This is a genomic window from Bacillus cereus group sp. BfR-BA-01379, from assembly GCF_022663605.1.
GTDB lineage: Bacteria > Bacillota > Bacilli > Bacillales > Bacillaceae_G > Bacillus_A > Bacillus_A mobilis.
This window is the reverse complement of record NZ_JAKUFT010000013.1, coordinates 22,336-47,628: the sequence shown is the minus strand read 5'-3', so window position 1 is coordinate 47,628 and position 25,293 is coordinate 22,336. Positions and strand designations below refer to the sequence as shown.

Genomic DNA, 25,293 nt, shown 5'->3' with positions numbered 1-25,293 from the left:
TTTGATATTGATGGAACTTCATATGAAATTGTAACAATAATATAAAAAAACGACCGCGTTCCCCCGCGGTCGTTTTTTTTTCGTGTTACGCTGTGATCCAAGCTTCGTTTGCTGGATTTTTACGCCACTCTTGTAATTTTTTCATTTCAGCTGGTCCGATCATACCTTTTTCTGCTGCTACTTCAGTTAATGCACTGTAGTCGCTTAAAGAATATGATGCTACGTTAGCTGATTCTAGTTTTTCTTTTCCTGCTTCTAGCTCGTATGTGAAGATTGATACGATTCCTAATACTTCACAGCCAGCTTCGCGAAGTGCTTCTACACATGTAATTGCACTACCGCCAGTTGAAATTAGGTCCTCTACTACTACTACTTTTTGACCTTTTTCAGCTTTTCCTTCGATTTGGTTCCCTTTACCGTGACCTTTTGCTTTACTACGTACGTAGCACATTGGTAAATCCATACGATCACTTACCCATGCAGCGTGCGCAATACCAGCAGTTGCTGTTCCTGCAATAACTTCTACAGTTGGGAAGTGCTCTTTAATTAACTCTTCTAATCCAGCTGCAATTGCTTGACGTACTTTTGGATAAGATAAAGTTAAACGGTTATCACAATAAATTGGTGATTTCATACCTGAAGACCAAGTGAATGGATCATTCGGTTGTAAAAATACTGCTCCAATTTCTAATAAATGCGATGCGATTTCTTTTTTCATACTGTTACACCTTCCCACTGTTGTTTTACTGTTTTATACGCTTCAAGCGGATTTTCTGCTTTTGTAATACTACGTCCAACTACGATGTAGCTTGAGCCAAGTTCCCTCGCACGTTTCGGTGTTGCTACGCGCACCTGGTCATTTACATCATCGCTTGCAAGACGAATCCCCGGTGTTACTGTTACAAATTCATTTCCGCATACTTCACGTAATTTTGGAACTTCAAGTGTTGAACAAACAACGCCATCAAGTCCACTTTCTTTCGTTAGTTTTGCATAATGAGCAACCGCTTCTTCTAACGTTTTCTCAATGCCGATCTCTTTTTTCATCATAGCTTCCGAAGTGCTTGTTAGTTGTGTAACTGCAATACAAATCGGTCTCTCTTTTCCTTCTTGCTTACCTTCCTCTAATCCCTCAATCGCAGCTTTCATCATACTGCTTCCCCCAGCAGCATGAACATTTACCATATCAACATCTAGACTAGCTAGGCTACGCATAGCGCTTTTTACTGTATTCGGAATATCATGAAGTTTTAAATCTAGAAAGATCTTATGTCCTTTTTCTTTTAAGTACGTAATAATCGCAGGGCCTTCTTTATAAAATAACTCCATACCAACTTTGACAAATAACTCTTCCCCTTCAAAGTGGCGCAAGAATTGTTCTACATCTTGTTTCCCTGGAAAATCTAGTGCAACGATTAACGACTGTGACATGTTTGCTTCCAGCTCCTTCCTTGACATTCCGAAATGTGATCAAATCCTAATTCATCTAATAGTGCTGGTAACTCTTCAATAATTGTCGGACATACGAACGGATCGATAAAGTTCGCTGTACCTACTGCAACTGCGCTTGCGCCAGCGTAGAAGAATTCAATTACATCTTCCGCTGTTTCAATACCACCCATTCCGATAATTGGAATGTTAACCGCTTGGCTTACTTCATGTACCATACGAATCGCTACTGGCTTAATCGCAGGACCTGATAATCCGCCTGTACGGTTTGCTAAAATTGGTTTAGCTGTTTTTAAATCTAGACGCATACCAAGCAATGTATTAATCATCGTTAAACCGTCTGCACCTGCATTTTCAATCGCTTTTGCAATTTCCACAATGTTTGCCACGTTCGGTGACAACTTCACGTATACAGGTACTTCAGAAACCTCTTTTACTCGCTTCGTTAAATCAGCAGCAATTTCAGGATTTGTACCAAAGGCGATACCACCTGTTTTTACGTTCGGACAAGAAATATTTAATTCTAGTGCGTGGACATTAGGCGCTTTAGAAATTTCCTTTGCAACCGCTACGTAATCCTCAGCTTGTGAGCCTGCAACGTTCGCAATGATTGGAAGATCAAATTGTTCTAACCATGGTAATTCAGAATTCATTACTTTTTCTAACCCTGGGTTTTGAAGTCCGATTGCATTTAACATGCCGCCCGGTGTTTCAGCAACACGAGGTGTCGGATTTCCATAACGTGGTTGTTCTGTCGTCGCTTTGATCATGATTGATCCTAGTACACTTAAATCGTAAAACTGTGCATATTCACGACCAAATCCAAAGCATCCAGATGCCGGTATAATTGGATTTTTTAATGATAATCCCGGTAATTCAACTTGCAATCTGTTCATAGTACAACCTCCCCGATTGGAAATACTGGTCCGTCGCTACACACCTTCTTGTAAGAATGTCCACTTGGATCTTCTTGTAAGTGGCATACACATGCGAAACAAGCTCCAATGCCACAGCCCATACGTTCTTCTAAAGAAATATAAGCTTTTTTCTCTTTGTAACGTCCTTCTAATGCACGAAGCATCGCTAACGGACCACATGAATAAAGAATATCAAAGTCAATTCCGTAATTATCAATTACATCTGTGACAAATCCTTTTGTGCCGTGTGTACCGTCTACTGTCGCAACGTACGTATCACCAAGTTCTGCAAATTTCTCTTCATAGAAAACGACATCTTTCGTTTGAAAACCTAAGATGTGAATTACGCGTACACCTTTTGCAACAAGGCGCTGTGATAATTCATAAAGTGGTGGTACGCCAATCCCCCCGCCGACTAGTAAAGCTGTTTGACCAGCTTCTGCTTCTTCTACAGGAAAACCGTGTCCTAGTGGTCCTAGTACGTCTACCATTTCACCTTGTTTTCTAGTTGCTAATGTTTTTGTCCCTTGTCCTTCTGCACGATATAGCATTGTAAATTCGTTCTTCTCTTGATCTACATTACAAATACTAATCGGGCGGCGCAGAAGGGGCGCAATGCCCTCTGCTACCTTAATGTGTACAAACTGCCCTGGTTCGTTCATTTGCTGTACTAACGTTCCTTGAAGCACTAATTCGTAAATGTTTTTTGCGATTTCTTTTTGATTAACGACGATCATATTTTGCTTTTGCATCATGCATGTACCACCTCGTGACGCTTCGTTTGCGTAATTTCTTTCATTGAATGAGCTGAGAATGTCATAGATTCTAGTACTCGTAAGATTGCTCTCGTTGTATCAAGTGATGTTAAGCAAGCCACACCATTTTCTACTGATTCACGGCGAATGCGGAAACCATCACGCGCTGGTTGTTTGCCTTTTGTTAATGTATTGATTACAAACTGCGCTTTTCCTTGACGGATAATGTCTAGTAAGTTGTAGTCTTCAGAATCAATTTTGTTTACAACTTGTACTGGAATATTTTGCTCTGCTAACGATTGTGCTGTTCCAGCTGTTGCTAATAAGTTATAGCCGATTTCATGGAAACGTTTTGCAATTTCCATCGCCTCTTCTTTATCTTTGTCCGCTACAGTAATGATTACTGATCCGTGCGTTGGAATGTTAATTCCAGAAGCAACTAACCCTTTGTATAATGCTTTTTCAAGTGTTAAGTCTTTCCCCATTACTTCCCCTGTTGACTTCATTTCAGGTCCTAATGTTGTATCAACTGAACGTAGTTTCGCAAATGAGAATACCGGTGCTTTTACATACACTTCTTTCTCTTCTGGGTGATAACCAGTTCCGTATCCTTGCTCTACAAGATTTTGACCTAAAATAACTTTCGTTGCAACATTCGCCATCGGTACACCTGTAATTTTACTTAAGAATGGTACTGTACGGCTCGCACGTGGGTTTACTTCAATTACATACACTTGATCTTCAAATACTACAAACTGGATATTTAGTAATCCAACAATATTTAAACCTTTTCCAAGTGCAATTGTATGTTCAATAATTTGTTCTTTCAGTTTTGCAGATAAGCTTTGTGGTGGATATACTCCGATTGAGTCACCAGAGTGAACTCCAGCGCGTTCAATATGTTCCATAATACCTGGAATGAATACATTCTCACCGTCTGAAATTGCATCTACTTCAATTTCTTTACCAACCATGTAACGATCGATTAATACTGGGTGATCAGCGTGAACTTTTACCGCATTTTTCATGTAGTGCAGCAGTTCTTCTTGACGATATACGATTTCCATCGCGCGTCCACCTAATACGTAAGATGGTCTTACTAATACTGGGTACCCAATTTTGTCAGCGATTGCTACCGCTTGCTCTACAGTCGTTGCTGTTTTACCAACTGGTTGCGGGATACCAAGCTGTGTTAGAGCTGCTTCAAACTTATCACGATCTTCTGCACGGTCTAAATCTTCAAGTGATGTTCCTAAGATTTTCACACCGTGAGCTTCTAATTTAGCAGCTAAGTTAATTGCCGTTTGTCCACCGAATTGGACGATAACACCTTCTGGCTTTTCTAAATCGATAATGTGCATTACATCTTCGATTGTTAATGGTTCAAAGTATAGTTTGTCAGAAATACTGAAGTCTGTTGAAACTGTTTCTGGGTTGTTATTAACAATGATTGCCTCATATCCAGCCTCTTTAATTGCCCATACAGAGTGAACTGTTGCATAGTCAAACTCAACACCTTGACCGATACGGATTGGACCAGACCCTAGTACGACAACACTCTTACGATCTGTTCTAACCGATTCATTCTCGTCACCATATGTGCTGTAATAGTATGGTGTTGCAGATTCAAACTCTGCCGCACAAGTATCTACCATTTTATAAATAGGAGTTATATTGCTTTCTTTACGCATATCGTAAATTTCACGCTCTGTTTTGTTCCAAGCTGCTGCAACGTAGTGATCACTGAAGCCCATTTCTTTCGCAGATTGTAGTACTTCCATATTTCCTACATTTGCTTTTACTTCGCGTTCCATATTTACGATGTTTTCAACTTTTTGTAAGAAGAAGAAGTCCATTTCACACCAATCGTTGATCTCTTCTTTCGTTACACCTTGACGAATTGCTTCTGCTACAATAAACAGTCGCTCATCATCAGCTTTTATAATGCGTTTTTTCATTGTCTCTTTATCAAGCTCTTTTAAATGCGCTAACTCTAAGTGATAAACGCCAAGTTCTAAAGAACGGATCGCTTTTAATAATGATTGCTCTAGGTTACGTCCGATTGACATAACTTCACCAGTTGCTTTCATCTGCGTTCCAAGCGTTCTGTTTGCTGATTCAAACTTATCAAATGGCCAGCGCGGAATTTTTGAAACAACATAGTCTAATGCTGGTTCGAAACAAGCGTATGTTTTTTGTGTTACTGGATTTATAATTTCATCTAATGTTAAACCGACTGCAATTTTTGCCGCTAGCTTCGCAATTGGATATCCAGTTGCTTTAGATGCTAGTGCAGATGAACGACTTACACGTGGGTTTACTTCGATTACATAGTATTGGAAGCTATGTGGATCAAGTGCAAGCTGAACGTTACATCCACCTTCAATTCCTAATGCACGAATAATTCGTAATGAAGTGTTTCGTAACATTTGATATTCACGGTCACTTAATGTTTGGCTCGGTGCTACAACGATAGAATCACCTGTGTGAACTCCAACTGGATCGATATTTTCCATGTTACATACTACAATCGCGTTATCATTTGAATCACGCATTACTTCATATTCAATTTCCTTACAACCAGCAATACTCTTTTCTAATAAACATTGTGTTACTGGACTATGTTTTAATCCACCTGATACGATTTCAATTAGTTCTTCTTCATTACTACAGATTCCGCCACCTGTTCCCCCCATTGTAAATGCTGGGCGAACAATAACTGGATATCCAATTTCTTTTACAAATTCATGTGCTTCTTCTAGCGTATGGATAATGGTACTAGATGGAATTGGTTCATTTAATTCCTGCATTAATGTACGGAATAAATCACGATCCTCCGCTTGCTCAATTGCTGATAATTTTGTTCCTAAAATTTCAACTCCGCACTCTTCAAGTATGCCTGATTTCGCAAGTTCAACAGCCATATTCAGACCTGTTTGACCACCTAATGTTGGTAAGATTGCATCTGGACGTTCTTTACGAATGATTCGGCTTACGAATTCTAATGTTAAAGGCTCAATGTATACTTTATCTGCTGTTGCAGTATCTGTCATAATTGTTGCTGGGTTAGAGTTAACAAGGATTACTTTGTAACCTTCTTCTCTAAGAGATTGACAAGCTTGTGTACCAGAGTAGTCAAACTCTGCTGCTTGCCCAATTACAATTGGTCCTGATCCGATTACTAAAATTGTGTTAATGTCTAGGCGTTTTGGCATAACTCTTCCCCTTCTTTCTTGAAGTTTTCAATCATTGCTAAGAAATCTTCGAATAAATCATTTGCATCTTCTGGTCCTGCTGAAGCTTCTGGATGATATTGTACTGTAAATGCTGGGAACTTCGTATGACGAAGACCTTCTACTGTTCCATCATTTAAAGCGACATGTGTAATTTCAAGTTCTGTATTTTTAACTGATTCTTCTTCTACTGCGTAACCATGGTTTTGAGATGTAATTGCTACTTTTCCAGTTGCAAGATGTTTTACTGGATGATTTAAACCACGGTGACCGAATTTTAACTTACTTGTATTCGCACCAGATGCTAGAGCGAACAATTGATGTCCTAGGCAAATTCCGAATAAAGGAACTTTACCGATAATGTCTTTTAACATTTCAATTGCTTCTGGTACATCTTTTGGATCTCCAGGTCCGTTACTTAACATAATTCCATCTGGGCTAAGGCGTAAAATCTCTTCTGCTGTTGTATTGTAAGGTACTACAATTACATCACAATCACGTTTATTTAATTCTCTTAAAATACCATGTTTCATTCCGAAGTCTACAAGTACAACTCGGTGTCCACGGCCTGGGCTTGGGTATGGATCTTTCGTTGATACGCGTTTCACGTGATCTGTAAATACTGTCGCTTTTAATTGGCTCACGATGTATTCTACATCTGCATCCATGTTACATAGACGTCCACGTAATGTACCGTATTGACGAATTTTTCTCGTTAATTTTCTCGTATCAATTCCTGCTAAGCCTGGGATATTTCTTTCTTTTAAGTAATCATTTAACGAAATTTCATTACGGAAGTTTGATGGGTGATCACAAATTTCGTTTACGATTAAACCATTTACAGATGGATGAATCGATTCAAAATCGTCACGGTTGATGCCGTAGTTTCCGATTAATGGGTACGTGAATGTTACGATTTGACCGCAATATGATGGATCAGATAATGTTTCTTGATATCCAGTCATTCCTGTTGTAAATACAACCTCACCTGACTTTTCGATTTCCCCTCCGAAACCTTTTCCAATTAATACTGTTCCATCTTCTAAGATAAGTTGTCTTTTCATACTAATGCACTCTCCTTTTGCCATGCGATCTTACCACCAACGATTGTCATTACCGGCCATCCTTGGCATTTCCAACCTGCGAATGGTGTATTTTTTCCTTTTGATAAGAATGTTGTTGGGTCAATCTCTTCTTCTTGTTCTAAATCAATGATTGTAATATCAGCTGTTCTACCTTCTTTCAGGCGACCTGCTTCTAAGCCGAATGTATCAGCTGGCTTTTCTGTTAAGAATTGAATTAATTGTTCTAATGTAATAATTCCTTTTTTCACAAGGTTTGTGTATAAAAGTGGGAATGCTGTTTCAAAACCAGTAATTCCGAATGGTGCTCTTTCAATTCCTTGTGCTTTCTCTTCCGCTGTATGCGGTGCATGATCAGTTGCGATCATATCGATTGTTCCATCTAGTAGACCTTCAATTAATGCTGCGTGATCTTCTTTTCCACGAAGCGGTGGGTTCATTTTAAAGTTAGGATCAGCTGATGGGATATCATCTTCACATAACACTAGATGATGAGGTGTTACTTCTGCTGTTACTTTAATTCCAGCGCGTTTCGCATCACGGATTACACGTACAGATCCTTTCGTACTTACGTGACATACGTGATAGTGACAATCTGCCGCTTCAGCAAGCAGTATATCCCTTGCAATATGTACAGATTCACATACTGATGGGATACCGTTTAATCCGTGTTTCTCAGAAAACTTCCCTTCATGTACACAACCTTTATTAATAAGAGTATTCTCTTCACAGTGCGCAACCACTGCCATATTTAATTTCGCTGCACGCTTCATAGCAGCTAACATCATGCTAGCATCTTGTACGCCTACACCGTCATCAGTGAAAGCGAATGCTCCAAGTTCTTTTAACGTCTCGAAATCTGTCATTTCAGAACCCGCTTGGCGTACTGTAATTGCTCCGTATGGTAGTACGTTGACATGCGCTTTTTCTTTAATACGATTTTGCAAGTCTTCCATATGTTCTCTGCAATCTGGTACTGGGCGTGTATTTGGCATTGCACAAATTGTAGTGAATCCACCTTTTGCCGCTGCTAGTGTACCTGTTTCAATTGTTTCTTTATGTTCACCACCCGGTTCACGAAGATGTACGTGTACATCTACTAATCCAGGTGCGATTAACTTTCCGTTCACTTCGATTACTTCAGCATTATCTGCCGTAATATTTTCTGCTACCTTAGCGATTTTACCGTCTTGTACGAGAAGATCTGTTGCTACGATTTTTCCTTCTTCATTCATATAACGACCATTTTTAAACAAGTAATTCATGTTTCATTCCTCCTAATACATTTGGTAAGGCGCGTTTTAGTACAGCCATTCTTACGTAAACTCCATTTTCCATTTGTTTAAATATGCGTGAACGCTCACACTCAACAAGTTCACTTGCAATTTCAACATCACGGTTTACAGGAGCTGGATGCATAATAATGCTTCCTTCTTTCATACGCTTTTCTCTTTCCACTGTTAATCCGTGTTTCTCATGATACTCTTTCATAATGTCTGTTTCATAATGATCATGACGCTCATGTTGTACACGAAGTAACATCATTACATCCACTTCTGGAACAAGTTCATCTAATGGTTTGTATGTTCCAAATGTGCTGTCTTCATCTTTCCATTCTTCTGGACTTGCAAAGTAAATTGTTGCACCCAGTTTCGTTAATGCTTCTGCATTAGAACGTGCTACTCGGCTATGACGAACATCTCCTACTATCGCAATCTTTAATCCTTCAAATCTTCCAAACTCTTGTTTAATCGTAAGAAGATCGAGTAGGCACTGCGTTGGGTGGTTTCCACATCCATCTCCAGCGTTTAAGATTGGGATATTTACCTGATCTTTCAGTTCATCGAAGTAGCGATCTTGCTCATGGCGGACGATTACCGCTTTTGTTCCGATTGATTCTAGTGTTCTTATCGTATCGTATAAAGTTTCTCCTTTTTGTACGCTAGATGCATCAGCTGAAAAGTTTAAAACTTCAAGTCCTAATCTCTTCTCAGCAACTTCAAAGCTAAATCTCGTTCTCGTACTATTCTCAAAGAACAAGTTCGCAACAAAAGTTTGCTCTGTCGTTTTGCTCTCTTTTCCATTCGCGAAATCTTCTGCGTCTTTTAGGATTTCTGAAATTTCTACTTCCGATAATTCACTCATCGTTAACAAATGGCTCATCGTCATCCCTCATCTTTCTGATTTTTATGTTACCACTTTTGTATATTTATAACAACCTTTGTATAAAAATACCCTAGTCGTGTGAGACTAGGGTGCAAGAAAGAAGCCACCCTTTCCGGTCTCACAGGACTGAATTAAAAGGTTATTATTATGAAGCAATCTGCTTAGATTGTGTTATTTGTTTCGTTTCTGGTAGTAGTAGATTTAATAGTACACCTACAATTGCTGCTAGTGCCATTCCTTCTACTTGGAACGATTCTCCTACGTGAAGTACCGCTCCACCAATACCGATTACTAGTATTACTGATGCAATCATTAAGTTTCGTTTGTCACTTAGGTCTGTTTTATCATCTACCATCATGCGTAATCCGCTTGATGCGATTACACCGAATAGTAAGATTGATACACCACCCATAACCGGTGTTGGGATCGAATGAATCAGTGCAGAAATCTTACCGATAAACCCGAACATGATTGCGAACACTGCTGACCCGATGAATAAGTATACACTGTATGCTCTCGTAATTGCTAGCACACCAATGTTTTCACCATACGTTGTATTCGGTGGTCCACCGATAAGTGATGCGATTAATGTTGCTACTCCATCACCGAAGATTGAACGGTGTAAACCTGGTTTTTCAATTAAATCTCTTTTAATAACATTTCCAAGTACAATTTGATGTCCGATATGCTCTGAAATTGTTACTAGTGCAACTGGTACCATCAAGAGTACAATCTTCCACGAAAACTCCGGAGTATATGTTACAAATGGTACTGTGAAATCTGGTACAACAAACCATTTTGCCTCAGCTATCGGCTTTAAGTCTACTAGCCCTTGGAAGTAAGCGAAGATATATCCGCCGATAATGCCCAGTAACACTGGTATGATACTGAAAAACCCTCTTCCGAATATAGAGCAGATAATTGTAATTGCTAATGTTACTAACGCTACTGAAAAGTGTGTAAAGCTATATTTGCCATCCGCACCGTTCATCGCCATGTTAACTGCTGTATGTGCTAAAGCTAGACCGATTACCATTACTACTGGACCAACTACGATTGGCGGAAGTAATTTCATAATCCACTCTGATCCTGACTTCTTAATTCCGAGTGAAATTAAGATGTACACAAGTCCTGCTAACAAACCACCGAGCATTGCTGCTCCAGGTCCACCTGCTGTTTTCGCTGTTATTATCGGTGCGATAAAGGCGAATGATGATCCTAGATAGGCAGGTACTTGACCTTTCGTTATAAGAAGAAACGCTAGCGTTCCTAATCCACTTGATATTAATGCTACTGACGGATTCAATCCTGTTAAAAACGGAACCAGCACTGTTGATCCAAACATCGCGAACAAATGTTGTATACTTAAAAATAACCATTTTCCCGGTTTCGGTACTTCATTAACGTCTAACACTGGCTTTTGTTCCATTGTTACATCCTCCTTCAGTTTAATTCTTTGCAATAAAAAAACTCTTTGTGCCTGTGCACAAAGAGTCCTACACTTTCGTATGCCAAATTTGACATATGAAAGCCAAGACCCTTTGGCAGCCTCACAGGACTACATTTAAAAGGGCTTTACTTATCGTATATGCTTACTCGATCTTGTTGATCTGTCTCTTGCAAATCAACTTCGATACGCTCTTCACTTGATGTTGGAATGTTCTTTCCTACATAATCAGCGCGAATTGGTAGTTCACGATGACCTCTATCAACAAGAACCGCCAGTTGGATTTGTGATGGTCTACCTAAATCCATAAGAGCATCCATTGCTGCTCGAACTGTTCTTCCTGTATATAATACATCATCCACAAGGATTACTTTTTTCTTCGTAATATCTACAGGGATATCAGAACCTTTTACAAGTGGTTCTTCGTTTTTCGATTGTAGTGTTAGATCATCACGATATAACGTAATATCTAGCTCTCCAACTTCCATTTCTTTTCCTTCAATTTGACCAATTCGTTCTGCCAAACGTTGTGCAATAAAAATTCCACGAGTTTTAATTCCGACAAGAACACAATTATCGACACCTTTATTTCGTTCCACGATTTCATGACTAATTCGTGTTAAAGCGCGGCGAATCATTTGGTCATCTAAAACGACAGCTTTCTCTTGCATGCTCTACACCTCCAAGCTTTTTTTCTTGCGTGAGAGTAATGGTATAAAAAAAGTCCTCTCAACGTGTGCGAGAGGACTTTTGAAAAAAGGGTACAGCATACCCTATGTATTTCAAACCGTTACCTTCTCAACCTCACGGGGCTGTGTTAAAGGATCATTATTTAACTGTTGTCAGTATCTCAGTTTTCTTATGATTTGTCAATACTATTTTCGTAAAACATTTAATGTTTCTTCGAACACTTCTGGAATCGGTGCCTCAAACTGAATATATTCACCAGTACGAGGGTGGTCAAATCCTAAAATACCTGCGTGAAGTGCTTGTCCATTCATGTCTAATGTTTTCTTCGGACCATACTTTGGATCTCCAGCAAGTGGATAACCAATATATTTCATATGAACACGAATTTGGTGCGTACGTCCCGTTTCTAAGCGACATTCTACAAGTGTAAAATCTTTAAAGCGTTCTAACACTTGGAAGTGCGTAACAGCATTCTTACCATTTTCATCAACTGTCATGCTTTGACGCTCTTTCTTATCGCGACCAATTGGCGCATCGATAGTTCCTTTATCATGCGGAATCACACCGTGTACGATCGCTTTGTAACGTCTTGTTACTGTTTTTGCTACAAGTTGATTTACAAGTGATTCATGCGCCACATCATTTTTAGCAACCATTAATAGGCCTGATGTATCTTTATCAATACGATGCACGATACCTGGACGCATCACACCGTTAATGCCTGATAAGTCTGTACAGTGGTGCATAAGACCGTTCACAAGCGTACCACTTGTATGACCTGGTGCTGGATGTACAACCATACCACGCGGCTTATTAACAACGAGTACATCTGCATCTTCATAATAAATTTCTAAGTTCATATCTTCTGCTTGAATATCTAACTCTTCTGGATCAGGAATCGTTACTGTAATTTCATCGTTTTCTCTAACTTTATAATTCACTTTTACCGACTTTCCATTAACTGTAACAACATCATCTTTAATCCATTGTTGTACTTGTGAACGTGACCATTCACTGTTTATTTCTGCAACGAATTTATCAATTCGCTCGCTTTTTTGTTCTTCTGCAACTGTTACTTGTACTACTTCACTCATTCAATTACTCCTTCGTTTTCTTGCCTTCTAATAATGTTTGAATAATAATTAATACAACACCAATACATAATGCTGAATCAGCTATATTAAATACTGGGTAGTTGTACGAAAAAATATACACGTGAATGAAATCCACTACTTCTTGTCTAAATACACGATCAATAAAGTTACCAATTGCTCCGCCTAAAATTAGACCTAATGAAATTCCTAGAAGCTTGTCTGTTTTTGCGTATTTTTTCATATACATTACGATAAATACTACAAAGACAACTGTAATAATGTAGAAAAACCACATTTTATTTTCTAAAATGCCCCAGGCAGCTCCTCTATTTCGATGTGATGTTATGTATAATACATTATCGATAATCGGAATGCTCGTACCCAATTCCATGTTCTTTACAATTAGCCATTTCGATATTTGATCGATGGCAATGACAAATAACGCTATTACATAATATATCATTTTCATTTCCCCCACAAAGACAGTGTACCTCAAAATTTTAGCATAGCTGCAACCTTTTCACAATGAACCTTTATAGAAGAATAAAATAAATTAAAAAAAGGTAATATAATATCGTTGTGCACATTCATACATTTACTTTTTCATAGAAAAATTCATGTATAGTACGGGCAGTCGGCATCGTCTTCATTTGTTTTACCGAAATTATCCTCCCTGTTTCTTCACAAATACCATACATATCTATTTCCATTTTAAATAATGCACGTTCTACATCTTTTAAATCCTCTTTTATATCATGTAATAACAGTTTTTTCTTTATCTCTTCCTTTATTTCATATCCAAGCTCTTCGCTAAACTCTGTATCATATTTGTGCATGACCTCTTTAGCTAGCCTCTCTTGTAACTCTTTTCGCATCAATTGCAATTCTTCTTTGATTTCCATATACATTTCATTCACGTGTACATTCCTCCCAGCTGCAATGTACGATTAGTGTGTCCGAAATTTCTATGCTTACCTCACACACATTTTTCCTTCATAGGAAAGAGAGTGAAAGTTATTTCAATATATCGTCAATAAAAAAACTGACTGCACTTAGGCACAGTCAGTTTTTTTATTATTTTACATAGTTTTCTTTAACAACTGTTGCACAACGCTCACATAATGTTTCATGTTCCGCATCTTTACCAATTGTTTCTGAAACTACCCAACAACGTTCACATGTTTCACCAGTTGCTTGAGCAACAACAACCGCTGTATGCTCATACTTCGGCGCATCTGCTGGCGCTTCTTCCATCATGCCACCAAGTTTATACTCAGAGACGATGAATAATTGCTTTAAGTCTTCGCTAATAGACTCTAACATAGCTTTCATTTCTGCAGTTGGATATAGCGTAATGCTTGCATTTAATGACTTACCGATTACTTTTTCATTACGAGCTACTTCTAACGCCTTTAATACGTCATCACGCAATGTCATAAATGCATCCCATTTTGTTTTTAATTCTTCCGCACCATCTAATTGTACAGCTTCTGGCATATCAGTTAATTGTACACTTTCTTCTGTTACACCTGGAACGTATGGCCATACTTCATCAGCCGTATGCGGTAAGATTGGTGTTACAAGTTTCGTCAACGCAACAAGAACATCATATAATACAGTTTGAATTGCACGACGATCTTCATGGTTTGCACCCTCAATATATAAAATATCTTTTGCAAAGTCTAAGTAGAATGAACTTAAATCAATTGTACAGAAGTTATGAATTGCATGATATACAGCAGCGAAGTCGTATGTTTCATATGCTTCTTTTACTTTTGTAATTAAGTCATTTAATTTCACTAACATGTAACGATCTACTTCACGAAGTTCAGCTACAGCTACTGTATTTTCACTTGGCTTAAAGTCATCTAAGTTTCCTAATAAGAAACGGAATGTATTACGGATTTTACGATACACTTCTGCTACTTGTTTTAAAATATCATCTGAAATACGTACATCAGATTGATAGTCAACAGAAGATACCCATAAGCGTAAAATGTCTCCGCCTAATTGATCCATAATTTTCTTCGGTACGACGATGTTTCCAATCGACTTACTCATTTTACGTCCTTCACCATCTAATACGAAACCATGGCTTAGTACGCCTTTATATGGAGCTTTACCTGTTACAGCAACTGCTGTTGATAATGAAGAGTTAAACCAACCACGGTACTGGTCAGATCCTTCTAAATATAAATCAGCTGGACGTTGTAAGTCATCGCGCTCTTCTAATACCGCTTGGTGAGAAGAACCTGAATCGAACCATACATCCATGATGTCTGTTTCTTTACGGAATTCACCATTCGGGCTACCTGTATGTGTAAATCCTTCTGGTAATAGATCTTTCGCTTCACGCTCGAACCATACGTTAGAACCGTGCTCACGGAATAAATCTGCTACATGGTTAATTGTTTCATCTGTAATAATTGGATCGCCATTCTCTGCATAGAATACAGGGATTGGTACACCCCATGCACGCTGACGAGAAATACACCAGTCACCACGGTCACGAACCATATTATGAAGACGAGTTTCTCCCCATGCTGGTACCCATTTTGTTTCCGCAACAGCTTCTAATAATTCTTTACGGAACGCTTCAATAGATGCAAACCACTGTGCTGTCGCACGGAAAATAATTGGTTTTTTCGTTCTCCAATCATGTGGGTATGAATGCGTAATGAATGTTAATTTCAGTAACGCGCCTACTTCTTCTAATTTCTCTGTAATTGGCTTGTTAGCTTTATCATAGAATAAGCCTTCAAATCCAGGTGCTTCATTTGTTAATACACCTTTATCATCAACTGGACAAAGTACTTCTAATCCATACTTTTTACCAACAACGAAGTCATCTTCCCCGTGTCCTGGTGCTGTATGAACACAACCTGTACCTGCATCTGTTGTTACGTGATCTCCTAGCATAACTAATGAATCACGATCGTAGAATGGATGTTTTGCAACTGTATACTCAAGTTCGCTACCTTTTACCGTTTTCACAACTTCAGTATTTTCCCACTCTAACGTTTTTGCAACTGTCTCAAATAGTTCAGAAGCAATAATATATTTTTCATCATTTACTTTTACAATAGCGTATTCAAGTTCTGGGTGAACAGAAATACCTAAGTTTGCAGGTAACGTCCAAGGTGTTGTTGTCCAGATAATGAATTTCTCATCACCTTCTAATACGTTCTTTCCGTCTTTTACAGGGAATGCTACGTAAATAGATGCTGATTTTTTATCTTGATATTCAATTTCAGCTTCTGCTAAAGCTGATTCACTCGTTGGAGACCAGTAAACTGGTTTTTGCCCTTTATAGATATAACCTTTTTTCGCCATATCACCAAACACTTTAATTTGTTGCGCTTCATAAGCTGGCTCTAAAGTAATGTATGGGTTATCCCAATCAGCACGTACACCTAAACGCTTAAATTGTTCACGTTGACGTTCTACTTGTTCATATGCATACTCTGCACATAACTTACGGAACTCCGCAACTGTCATTTCTTTACGCTTTACACCTTTATTTGTTAAAGCTTGCTCAATTGGTAAACCGTGTGTATCCCAACCTGGTACATATGGTGCACAGTAGCCAGTCATTGATTTATAACGAACAATAAAGTCTTTTAACACTTTATTTAACGCATGTCCCATATGAATGTCACCATTCGCATATGGAGGTCCATCATGCAATACAAATAAAGGACGACCTTTCGTATGTTCTTGTACCTTTTCATAAATATTCATTTCAGCCCACTGTTCTTGCATTGCAGGCTCACGTTTTGGTAAATTCCCACGCATTGGGAACTCTGTTTTTGGCATTAGTAATGTATTTTTGTACTCCATGCTCCATTCCTCCTTACATGTATAAAAGAAACACTTAAAAAACGGAATAAAAAAGAGACCTTCTCATCCCAAAAAGGGACGAGAAAGTCTCCCGCGGTACCACCCTAGTAGATCCTATACATATGTATACAATCCTCTTTATATTCTTAACGCGAATATACGCCTACGCTTACTCTATTTGTTCAGCGCGGAACTCCAGGGTGATATTCCCATTATCTCCTTATCCTGAGCTTACACCATCCTCAGTTCGCTATATAAGGTATGAAAAGGTACTTATCCCTATCTTCGTTTTTCTTAATAAATATGTTGTTTAAAATTATATGTAATAATGAGAAAAACGTCAAGCTTACACTGTTTCTTCTTTTTTCAACAGTTCATCTACTTCGTCTTCTAACTCAATTAGTTTATCCCAATCATCGTTGTTTAACATTTCAAGCTGTGTTTCTAGTAACATACGGAAACGAGTGCGGAATACTTTCGCTTGTTTCTTTAGCTCTTCAATATCAAAAGCAACTTTTCTTGATTTTACTAACGCTTCGTTAATAATACGGTCTGCATTCTTTTCAGCTTCACGTACGATTAATTTTGCTTCTTTTTGCGCATTACGTTTTACTTCTTCCGCTGCTTCTTGTGCAACAACGATCGATTTGTTTAACGTATCTTCAATATTAGAGAAATGATCTAACTTTCCTTCTAATTGCGCAACTTTTTCTTCTAAAGCTTTTTTCTCACGAATGACTAATTCATAATCTTTGATAATTTGATCAAGAAACTCATTTACTTGATCTTCATCATAGCCACGGAATCCGCGACCAAATTCTTTGTTATGAATATCTAATGGTGTTAACGGCACAACGCCACCTCCAAGTAATTATCTAAATTTCCTCTTTCAATTATATCTTTTCTTCGACAAAATAGGAGGATTTCCTTCTAAAAAAACCATCATTTTAGTATACCATACAAAATTCTCCATTTGTCGCGCTTTGTTCTACCTTCTACAGAAAACAATTTACTTCGTCCATATCCTCTCACTGAAAAAACATCTCCTGGATAACATTCATAAGAAGTTTGCTCCACTGTTTTCCAATTAACCTTTACTAAACCATTTTTTATGAAAGGTTGTACTTTTTGTCTGGATATATGTAACATTTCAGCTAACATAACATCTAAACGAAGTGAAGAAACCGTTCCAGATTTCTCTCCCCACGTTTCTTGCATCTGTAGAATTTTTTCGCCTTGCACTGGTGATAAGGAAACTTTCGTTTTCCCTATAGATTGTAAGTTCATCTCAATATAAGATAGAACTTCTTTTGCGACTACAATTTGGGCACGATCTTCTTGAAGCAAAATATCACCACATTTTTCCCTCGTTAAACCGAGAGACATAAATGTACCTAATATTTGCCTATGCTCTAGCGTATAAAACTTAGAAGGATAGTCAATTTCCAATACTTCTACTTGAAATTCCTCTTCATTCACTACTAGATAGTCCGGATAAATGAGTGCTCTTTTACGCTCCGCATGAGGCGTTGCACCATCAAACTGTACAGCAACATCCCCTTGTCCTATCACCATAGTGACAATTTGTTGTTGTCTTGGATCAAGAAAGTCTGTTAACTTCACTTGATGGTACTCCGCTACTCGCTTCCACTCTAACACCTTATCCACAAAGACCTCTTCATCGGGTCTGAAATGTTCATAGATGCTCATGTATTTAACCTCTTACTATAAGAAATAGCCGAATATACTTACTAAACCCTTCGTAGCAAGCTTTAATGTAAAAATCGCAACGAGTGGAGAGATATCAATCATACCAAGCGGCGGGATAAATCTGCGAAATGGCTCTAAATACGGTTCACAAATACGCGCAAGAATATCTCCAAAAGTTGATTCCTTTGCACCTGGGAACCATGATAGGAGAATGTAAATAATAAGTGCCCACGAGTAAATCTCGATAGCAGTAATTAAAACGTTTAAAACTGTTACCATGGCGTATTACCACCTCTTTATATTTGTGTCTTCTTCTTCACCGAATAACTCTGAAATTGCACCAACAATATCTACATTTTCAGGGGTACACATAAATGTTTTCGGTCCTATTTTTTGAATGTCCCCGCCTATAGCGTATACAGTACCACTTAAAAAGTCAACGATACGTACAGCTTGATCAGTAGACATTCGTTGTAAATTAATTACAACAGCTCGTCTACCTTTTAAATGGTCCGCAATCCCTTGCGCTTCTGAATATGTGCGTGGTTCTAATAAAACAACTTTTGAAGATTGCTTTGCCGTTTCAATGCTCACAACATTTTGTTTCGGTTGCGCTTTTGGAAACGTAACATCTTGTTGTTCTGGCGGATCTTGCTGCTTCTTCATGTCTGTTTGCTCCTTTTCATAACTATATTGAGCTGCTTCTTTTTCTTCCGGTGTATCAAAAAAGAAGTATTTTACTTTTGACCAACTCATAATAAGATTCTCCTTCCTTTTACGCTTTTCCTACTAAAATCGTCCCCAAACGAATATATGTAGCACCTTCTTCAATTGCAATCGTGTAATCATTAGACATTCCCATTGATAACTCTCTACATGGCGCATGTAATAATTCTAGCTCCTGCACCTCTGTTTGCAGCTTACGTAACTCCTTAAAACAGCGTCTGATTTCTTCCTCTTCTCTTGTAAACGGAGCCATTGTCATTAGTCCAACCACTTCAATCTTATCCAGTTCTTGCAAACTTTGAATAAAAGAAATAGTTTCTTCTACTGCCAATCCTTGCTTTGATTCTTCAGATGATGTTTTCACTTGAATAAAACATTTCACTTTCTTATCAGCACGTTTTTGAATTTCTTTTGCAAGTGAAAAACGATCTAACGAATGTAAATAATCAATTTCATTAATGATTTCTTTTACTTTTCTCGTTTGTAATGATCCAATAAAATGCCAATTCACTTTCGAACCGAAATGTTCGTACTTCTGTAAGAAACCTTCATTTCTATTTTCACCTAAATCGATAATTCCAGCTTCAATTACTTCGTTTGTCTTTTCAATTCCTACCGTTTTTGTAACTGCAACAAGTTTAATATCTTGCAACGAACGTCCCGCTCGTACGCAAGATTGTTTAATTGCTTCGTTTACAGTTGTTAATTTTTTTTGTACTGTCACTTGCTTTCTTCCTCCTTAAAACCTATGAAACTCAACATTCTCCCTGTCTTACCTTGATCACGGCGATGAGAGAAAAATAGTTGCTCTTCACAGCTTGTACAAAGAGATGACATTACAATATTCTCTTCTTTTATGCCTGCTTGTACACATAATATACGATTAATTTCTTTTAAATTAATTGCGTACTGCCCATCAGAAACTTTTTTATAAGGGACAGAACCGTTTACTACTTGCTCTGCTGCTGTTAACACTCTATCATCAACAACGTAACAACAAGATCCAATTGCTGGTCCGATTGCAACATGAATTTCATCGCTTGAAATGCCTTCTGCATTCCATTTTTGAATCATTTCCTTTGCAATCTCTTTTACAGTCCCTTTCCATCCAGCATGCGCAAGTCCTATCATACCATGTGATGGCGCATAAAAATAGAGTGGAACACAATCTGCGTAACAAGATGTTAGAAGAACATCATTGTTAGTCGTATAAATGCCATCTGTTTTTGAAATGCCGTCTTCATATGAATAGACGCCACTTCCTTTTTCTTGTTGTCCTACTTTTTCAACATGATGATCATGAACTTGTTCAGAGCAAATCCAGTTTTCTAATGGTTTTTGTAACTTATTTGCTAAAATGCGTCTGTTTTCATGAACGTTCTCCACGATATCATTCACATGTAATCCTAAATTCATCGCATGAAAGGAGCCCGTACTTACCCCACCATCTTTTGTCGTAAATCCAGCAGTAATGTTTCCAAGTTCTTTCCACGCTTGTAAATACAGTATACCGTCCACATATTTAAATGGTTCTCTCATAACAAAGCGACCCCTTTTTAATTAAAATATCATAAAAAAGCATGGTACTTCCTGTCTATTTTACCATACTTTTATTTTTTCATAATCCCAACAGAAAAAAAAGAGGAATTTGTAATATTCTTTATGAAATTGTCGGTGTTTGTATTGATTCTGTTACAGAATTAACAGGATTTACTCTAACAAGTATGACATCTTCCCCAATTTTCACAATTTCCTTCCAAGGAATTACAATTTCTACATCTTTCCCAAAAATCCCTAACATACGTGCCTGTTTGGAAATAATAATAGACCCGATCTTCCCTGTGTTCATATCAATTTCGATATCTCCAATATTCCCAAGCCTTTTTCCATCTGAAACATTTATTATCTCTTTCATCTGCAACTCCGAAATTCTGATCATTTGCATCCTCTCCCTTATATATGACGAATTGAAAAAACACTATTTCTCAAATTTACAGGAAGCACCCTCTACTAATCCCATATAATTTTCATTATATGAACACAACTTCCCTACTATGAGCGAAGACAAACTATATTACATATAAAAAGGTTTCACCATAAATGGTGAAACCTTATCCTTGAATCGTCTTATTCATTTGTTTAATAGCCGATTTCTCTAAACGTGACACTTGCGCTTGAGAAATCCCAATTTCTTCTGCAACTTCCATTTGTGTTTTTCCTTGGAAGAAACGTTTTCGAATAATCATTTTCTCACGATCATTTAAACGCTTCATCCCTTCTTTCAAGGCTAACTCTTCAACCCACTGCTCGTCCTTTTGTTTTTCATCACTTAGCTGATCCATAACAAAAATAGGATCTCCCCCATCGTTATAAATCGGCTCAAATAATGAAACTGGGTCTTGAATCGCATCTAAAGCAAAAACAATTTCTTCATGAGTCACTTCAAGCACTTTTGCAATATCCATTGCTGTAGGTTCTTTTGAATTTTCTGCAATTAATTTTTCTCTTACTTGTAACGCTTTATACGCAATATCTCGTAATGATCGAGATACGCGAATCGGATTGTTATCACGCAAATATCTGCGTATTTCCCCAATAATCATCGGCACAGCATACGTTGAAAATTTTACATTTTGGCCTAAATCAAAATTATCAATGGATTTCATAAGTCCGATGCAACCAACTTGAAATAAATCGTCAACATATTCTCCTCTGTTATTAAATCTTTGGATGACGCTCAGTACAAGACGTAAGTTTCCATTCACTAATTTCTCTCTTGCGCTTATCTCTCCACTTTGCATTTCACGAAATAATTTACGCATTTCATCATTTTTTAGTACGGGAAGTTTAGCTGTATCAACACCGCAAATTTCTACTTTGTTTCTCGTCAAAGTGTTCCCTCCTATCGGGAGTTGCTGTACAGTGTAAAGTATTTCCTTTGAAGGGGATTTTATGCATGCGGTTTTCTCTTCATTTTTCATTTTCGTTGTCTCTTCTCATACAACGAAAGAGAAGAAGACCAGCCTAGATAACGGCTGGTCTTCTTCTTTACACCATTTTATTAAATTCTTTTCGTAATCTTTTTATGATTCTTTTTTCTAAACGTGAAATGTATGACTGTGAAATTCCAAGCATATCCGCCACATCTTTTTGCGTCTTTTCCTCTTCTCCAGCAAGCCCAAACCGGAGTTCCATAATTTGTTTTTCACGATCATTTAATTGATGCAATGCTTTCATTAGAAGATGACGATCTACAGTAGCTTCTAAATCTTTTGTAATAATATCATCATCTGTACCTAATACATCCGATAATAAAAGTTCATTTCCGTCCCAATCGATGTTAAGCGGTTCATCAAAAGAAACTTCTGATCGGTTTTTATTATTCCGGCGCAAATGCATTAAAATTTCATTTTCTATACAACGCGAGGCATATGTTGCTAATTTTATTTTCTTTTCTGGATTAAATGTATTAACCGCTTTAATAAGGCCGATTGTTCCAATACTAATCAAATCTTCAATATTTATCCCTGTATTTTCAAACTTTCTTGCTATATATACAACTAGCCGTAAGTTACGTTCAATCAGTAACGATCTTGCTGCCTGATCTCCTTTTGGCAATTTATTCAAAAGAACTTCCTCTTCTTCTTTCGTTAACGGTGGTGGCAACGCTTCACTTCCACCAATATAATAAATTTCATCGGTCTTAATTCCTAATTTCAACAATACTTTATACCAAAGGTATACTAAATAAAATTTTAATTTCATCATATTATCCCGCCTCCCATTATTAAGCAATTACTACTTTTTGCGAAATTAACATTTTCGGATGCACAATACATTGATACTCTCCATTGGTTGACAACTGTTGTGTATTTAATCCAATCAATACTTTGCTAACTACAATAGAACTACCTTCATAATCAATTTGCACACTGTCTGGCTTAACGGCCCATAAAAATTGACTCTCTACTCCTACTGCTCGGAAAGGAATTAATCTTAATTTTGTCGCCCACCCAGAATCATTCTCTGGTATTTGAGGAATCTCTGTTTTGGAATAAATTTGTTCTGTTAACCACGCTGGCAAGCAATGTTCTAATGATGAAATATGCATAATCATAACGGGTGTTTTTGTTAACGGGTCATAAAGTTGGTTCCCACTATCAATTAAACCTGCGAGTTCTAGTTCCTCTTCAGCTAATTGAATTTTCAATTTCACAATTTGATCATAGTGTATTTTTGTAACCTCTACGCTTTCAATACGCTTTTTAGAAAAATAATAAATTACTGGAAAACCAAAAACAACAAACAACCAGCTAATTGGGTCACCATAAGAAATGGATTGAGATTGAACCAATCCATTTACCATTTCATTCGTTTGCAAAAAGAAATGAGTGCCAATTAACCCTCCGCCAACCATAAAGGTTACAAAGTAAAAAGTAAAAACAGTTTGTGCATAATTTCTAAACGTTGTAAACCCAAATGCTGTATACACAATTAGTAACGAGTACAGTAGTTTCATAATTGGATGTGTCATCATAGAAGCAAAAGGAGTAAAGGCAAAAATAACAATGGTTGAACCTATAAATGCCCCTAACACAAGCCTCCATCTTTTGATCTTCTTTTTTAGCACGGTAGCTGTTAATAAAAGTAAAAGAAAATCAATGCAGGCGTTTAACAACCAAACAACGTCGGCGTAAACAACCAAACAATTCACCTCTTTTTTTGAGTTGAGACTAGTATAATGCATATCCAATAGGAAAGTGTGTCAATTTGCGGAGGTGTTTTTTTGTTATTTTGTGCTTTCTAGACAGAATCTGTCGGTAAAAAATAAAAGTATACATTTCATAGAATACTATACTTGTTTGCTTACATATAAAGTGAAACTTTACAATCCTCACAAATCGGGCTTTTACGAGCAGCCGGACAAATCGAAATATATAAAATAAAAAAAGACCTGCTTAGCAGATCTTTTTCCTGTATAAAACAAAAAAGGAGCATAAAAGCTCCTTTTCTTTTATCGTCTACGACGATTACGTAAGAATGCTGGAATATCGATGTCATCTGAATCTGTATGACGCTCATGCACAACCGGCTCTTCACGTTTCATTTCACGCTTAACTTCACGTTGTTTTGAAGGTTGAGCTACTTGCTGTTGCTGTTGTTGCGTGTGATTCGCAGTCGGACGAATAATCGGTTTTGGTGGCTGTGTTGCAGCACTATCATCAAAACCAGTTGCAATTACAGTTACAACGATATCATCTTTTAATCCTTCGTTAATAACAGAACCGAAGATCATATTTACTTCTGGATCTGAAGCTGAAGCTACAATGTCTGCCGCTTCTTGTACTTCATATAAGCTTAAGTTAGCTCCACCCGTAATGTTCATGATAACACCTTGAGCTCCGTCAATAGATGTTTCTAATAATGGACTAGAAATCGCTTTTTTCGCAGCTTCAGCAGCACGATTTTCTCCATTACCAGAACCAATACCCATTAAAGCAGAACCTCTATTAGACATAATTGTCTTTACGTCTGCGAAGTCTAAGTTAATTAAACCTGGTGTTGCAATTAAATCAGAAATACCTTGAACACCTTGGCGTAATACGTTATCTGCTTCACGGAATGCTTCTAACATCGGCGTATTTTTATCAACAATCTCTAATAAACGATCATTTGGAATTACAATAAGTGTATCTACATTTTCTTTAAATGCCGCAATACCAGATGCTGCTTGTGTTGCACGCTTGCGTCCTTCAAATGTAAATGGACGTGTTACAACACCAACTGTTAATGCACCTAATTCTTTTGCAACTTGAGCAACAACTGGAGCTGCACCAGTTCCAGTTCCGCCGCCCATACCAGCAGTTACGAAGACCATATCTGCACCACGAAGTGCTTCTTGGATCTGTTCTTTACTTTCTTCTGCAGCCTTTTTCCCTACTTCAGGGTTTGCACCTGCACCAAGTCCACGTGTTAATTTTCCACCAATTTGCATTTTTGTTTCAGCTTTTGATAGATTTAATGCTTGTGCATCAGTATTCACAGCGATAAAGTCTACACCTTGTACACCGTGTTCAATCATACGGTTTACAGCATTGTTTCCGCCACCGCCGACACCGATAACTTTTATATTCGCTAATTGATCTTGAGTAGTATCAAACTCTAACATGTCGAAATCCCCCTA

At 37.7% G+C, this 25,293-nt stretch carries 25 protein-coding genes and 1 other annotated feature; all 25 genes read right to left on the bottom strand.

Going from position 1 to position 25,293, the window contains the following annotated elements; all coding sequences use genetic code 11:
• Positions 1 to 85: 85 nt before the first annotated feature.
• The 25 genes from pyrE to ftsZ all read right to left on the bottom strand — a co-directional run bounded on the left by pyrE (position 86) and on the right by ftsZ (position 25,278).
• Positions 86 to 718, bottom strand: a complete 633-nt coding sequence (pyrE, locus tag MR113_RS07575; protein WP_242253022.1) for an orotate phosphoribosyltransferase — start codon at positions 716 to 718, stop codon at positions 86 to 88.
• On the bottom strand, positions 715 to 1,431 hold the full coding sequence (gene pyrF, locus MR113_RS07570) for an orotidine-5'-phosphate decarboxylase (protein ID WP_000083496.1): 717 nt from the start codon (positions 1,429 to 1,431) through the stop codon (positions 715 to 717). The genes pyrE and pyrF overlap by 4 nt, the downstream gene beginning before the upstream one ends.
• Positions 1,416 to 2,345: a dihydroorotate oxidase B catalytic subunit gene (gene pyrD, locus MR113_RS07565; RefSeq protein WP_001081057.1), complete on the bottom strand. Its 930-nt coding sequence runs from the start codon at positions 2,343 to 2,345 to the stop codon at positions 1,416 to 1,418. The genes pyrF and pyrD overlap by 16 nt, the downstream gene beginning before the upstream one ends.
• Positions 2,342 to 3,121, bottom strand: coding sequence for a dihydroorotate oxidase B electron transfer subunit (gene pyrK, locus MR113_RS07560; protein ID WP_000983359.1), 780 nt, complete (start codon positions 3,119 to 3,121; stop codon positions 2,342 to 2,344). The genes pyrD and pyrK overlap by 4 nt, the downstream gene beginning before the upstream one ends.
• A complete protein-coding gene (gene carB / locus MR113_RS07555) occupies positions 3,118 to 6,336 on the bottom strand; it encodes a carbamoyl-phosphate synthase large subunit (protein WP_097816870.1) in 3,219 nt (1,072 codons plus the stop codon). The genes pyrK and carB overlap by 4 nt, the downstream gene beginning before the upstream one ends.
• Positions 6,321 to 7,418 (bottom strand): carbamoyl phosphate synthase small subunit, encoded by a 1,098-nt coding sequence (locus MR113_RS07550; protein ID WP_000828668.1) that lies wholly within the window; start codon positions 7,416 to 7,418, stop codon positions 6,321 to 6,323. The genes carB and MR113_RS07550 overlap by 16 nt, the downstream gene beginning before the upstream one ends.
• Positions 7,415 to 8,701: a dihydroorotase gene (gene pyrC, locus MR113_RS07545; protein WP_061678235.1), complete on the bottom strand. Its 1,287-nt coding sequence runs from the start codon at positions 8,699 to 8,701 to the stop codon at positions 7,415 to 7,417. The genes MR113_RS07550 and pyrC overlap by 4 nt, the downstream gene beginning before the upstream one ends.
• Positions 8,685 to 9,599 (bottom strand): aspartate carbamoyltransferase, encoded by a 915-nt coding sequence (pyrB, locus tag MR113_RS07540; RefSeq protein WP_000018864.1) that lies wholly within the window; start codon positions 9,597 to 9,599, stop codon positions 8,685 to 8,687. The genes pyrC and pyrB overlap by 17 nt, the downstream gene beginning before the upstream one ends.
• A 148-nt stretch (positions 9,600 to 9,747) precedes the next feature.
• Positions 9,748 to 11,031, bottom strand: coding sequence for a uracil permease (gene uraA / locus MR113_RS07535; RefSeq protein ID WP_097816872.1), 1,284 nt, complete (start codon positions 11,029 to 11,031; stop codon positions 9,748 to 9,750).
• A 146-nt stretch (positions 11,032 to 11,177) separates the two neighbouring features.
• Positions 11,178 to 11,720 carry a bifunctional pyrimidine operon transcriptional regulator/uracil phosphoribosyltransferase gene (gene pyrR, locus MR113_RS07530; RefSeq protein WP_001156490.1) on the bottom strand — a complete coding sequence of 181 codons (543 nt, stop codon included), beginning with the start codon at positions 11,718 to 11,720 and terminating at the stop codon, positions 11,178 to 11,180.
• Between the two features lie 204 nt (positions 11,721 to 11,924).
• Positions 11,925 to 12,833 carry an RluA family pseudouridine synthase gene (locus tag MR113_RS07525; protein ID WP_242253013.1) on the bottom strand — a complete coding sequence of 303 codons (909 nt, stop codon included), beginning with the start codon at positions 12,831 to 12,833 and terminating at the stop codon, positions 11,925 to 11,927.
• 4 nt (positions 12,834 to 12,837) lie between these two features.
• The gene (lspA, locus tag MR113_RS07520) at positions 12,838 to 13,296 is read right to left on the bottom strand and encodes a lipoprotein signal peptidase LspA (protein ID WP_001980603.1); all 459 of its coding nucleotides are present in this window, start codon (positions 13,294 to 13,296) and stop codon (positions 12,838 to 12,840) included.
• A 124-nt stretch (positions 13,297 to 13,420) separates the two neighbouring features.
• Complete coding sequence (locus tag MR113_RS07515; RefSeq protein ID WP_242253011.1) at positions 13,421 to 13,750, bottom strand: TraR/DksA C4-type zinc finger protein; 330 nt, start codon at positions 13,748 to 13,750, stop codon at positions 13,421 to 13,423.
• A gap of 157 nt (positions 13,751 to 13,907) precedes the next feature.
• Positions 13,908 to 16,673: an isoleucine--tRNA ligase gene (ileS2, locus tag MR113_RS07510; RefSeq protein ID WP_063260447.1), complete on the bottom strand. Its 2,766-nt coding sequence runs from the start codon at positions 16,671 to 16,673 to the stop codon at positions 13,908 to 13,910.
• 71 nt (positions 16,674 to 16,744) lie between these two features.
• Positions 16,745 to 16,968 (bottom strand) — a binding site (T-box leader).
• Between the two features lie 51 nt (positions 16,969 to 17,019).
• Positions 17,020 to 17,526: a septum site-determining protein DivIVA gene (gene divIVA / locus MR113_RS07505; protein ID WP_001131611.1), complete on the bottom strand. Its 507-nt coding sequence runs from the start codon at positions 17,524 to 17,526 to the stop codon at positions 17,020 to 17,022.
• Between the two features lie 89 nt (positions 17,527 to 17,615).
• Complete coding sequence (locus MR113_RS07500; RefSeq protein WP_242253009.1) at positions 17,616 to 18,383, bottom strand: YlmH family RNA-binding protein; 768 nt, start codon at positions 18,381 to 18,383, stop codon at positions 17,616 to 17,618.
• 15 nt (positions 18,384 to 18,398) lie between these two features.
• Positions 18,399 to 18,662: a YggT family protein gene (locus MR113_RS07495; RefSeq protein WP_097816876.1), complete on the bottom strand. Its 264-nt coding sequence runs from the start codon at positions 18,660 to 18,662 to the stop codon at positions 18,399 to 18,401.
• Positions 18,663 to 18,668: 6 nt separating this feature from the next.
• The gene (locus MR113_RS07490; protein ID WP_000119136.1) at positions 18,669 to 19,139 is read right to left on the bottom strand and encodes a cell division protein SepF; all 471 of its coding nucleotides are present in this window, start codon (positions 19,137 to 19,139) and stop codon (positions 18,669 to 18,671) included.
• Between the two features lie 19 nt (positions 19,140 to 19,158).
• The gene (locus MR113_RS07485; RefSeq protein ID WP_242253007.1) at positions 19,159 to 19,833 is read right to left on the bottom strand and encodes a YggS family pyridoxal phosphate-dependent enzyme; all 675 of its coding nucleotides are present in this window, start codon (positions 19,831 to 19,833) and stop codon (positions 19,159 to 19,161) included.
• The gene (gene pgeF, locus MR113_RS07480) at positions 19,830 to 20,648 is read right to left on the bottom strand and encodes a peptidoglycan editing factor PgeF (protein WP_242253005.1); all 819 of its coding nucleotides are present in this window, start codon (positions 20,646 to 20,648) and stop codon (positions 19,830 to 19,832) included. Before pgeF ends, MR113_RS07485 begins: the two co-directional genes overlap by 4 nt.
• A 121-nt stretch (positions 20,649 to 20,769) precedes the next feature.
• Positions 20,770 to 21,048: a YlmC/YmxH family sporulation protein gene (locus MR113_RS07475; protein WP_142285755.1), complete on the bottom strand. Its 279-nt coding sequence runs from the start codon at positions 21,046 to 21,048 to the stop codon at positions 20,770 to 20,772.
• A 172-nt stretch (positions 21,049 to 21,220) separates the two neighbouring features.
• Positions 21,221 to 22,000 (bottom strand): RNA polymerase sporulation sigma factor SigG, encoded by a 780-nt coding sequence (gene sigG, locus MR113_RS07470; protein WP_000197753.1) that lies wholly within the window; start codon positions 21,998 to 22,000, stop codon positions 21,221 to 21,223.
• 157 nt (positions 22,001 to 22,157) lie between these two features.
• Positions 22,158 to 22,877, bottom strand: coding sequence for an RNA polymerase sporulation sigma factor SigE (sigE, locus tag MR113_RS07465; protein WP_000976947.1), 720 nt, complete (start codon positions 22,875 to 22,877; stop codon positions 22,158 to 22,160).
• A gap of 19 nt (positions 22,878 to 22,896) precedes the next feature.
• Positions 22,897 to 23,814 (bottom strand): sigma-E processing peptidase SpoIIGA, encoded by a 918-nt coding sequence (spoIIGA, locus tag MR113_RS07460; RefSeq protein WP_061678244.1) that lies wholly within the window; start codon positions 23,812 to 23,814, stop codon positions 22,897 to 22,899.
• A 309-nt stretch (positions 23,815 to 24,123) separates the two neighbouring features.
• The gene (ftsZ, locus tag MR113_RS07455; protein WP_000888981.1) at positions 24,124 to 25,278 is read right to left on the bottom strand and encodes a cell division protein FtsZ; all 1,155 of its coding nucleotides are present in this window, start codon (positions 25,276 to 25,278) and stop codon (positions 24,124 to 24,126) included.
• Positions 25,279 to 25,293: the final 15 nt, after the last annotated feature.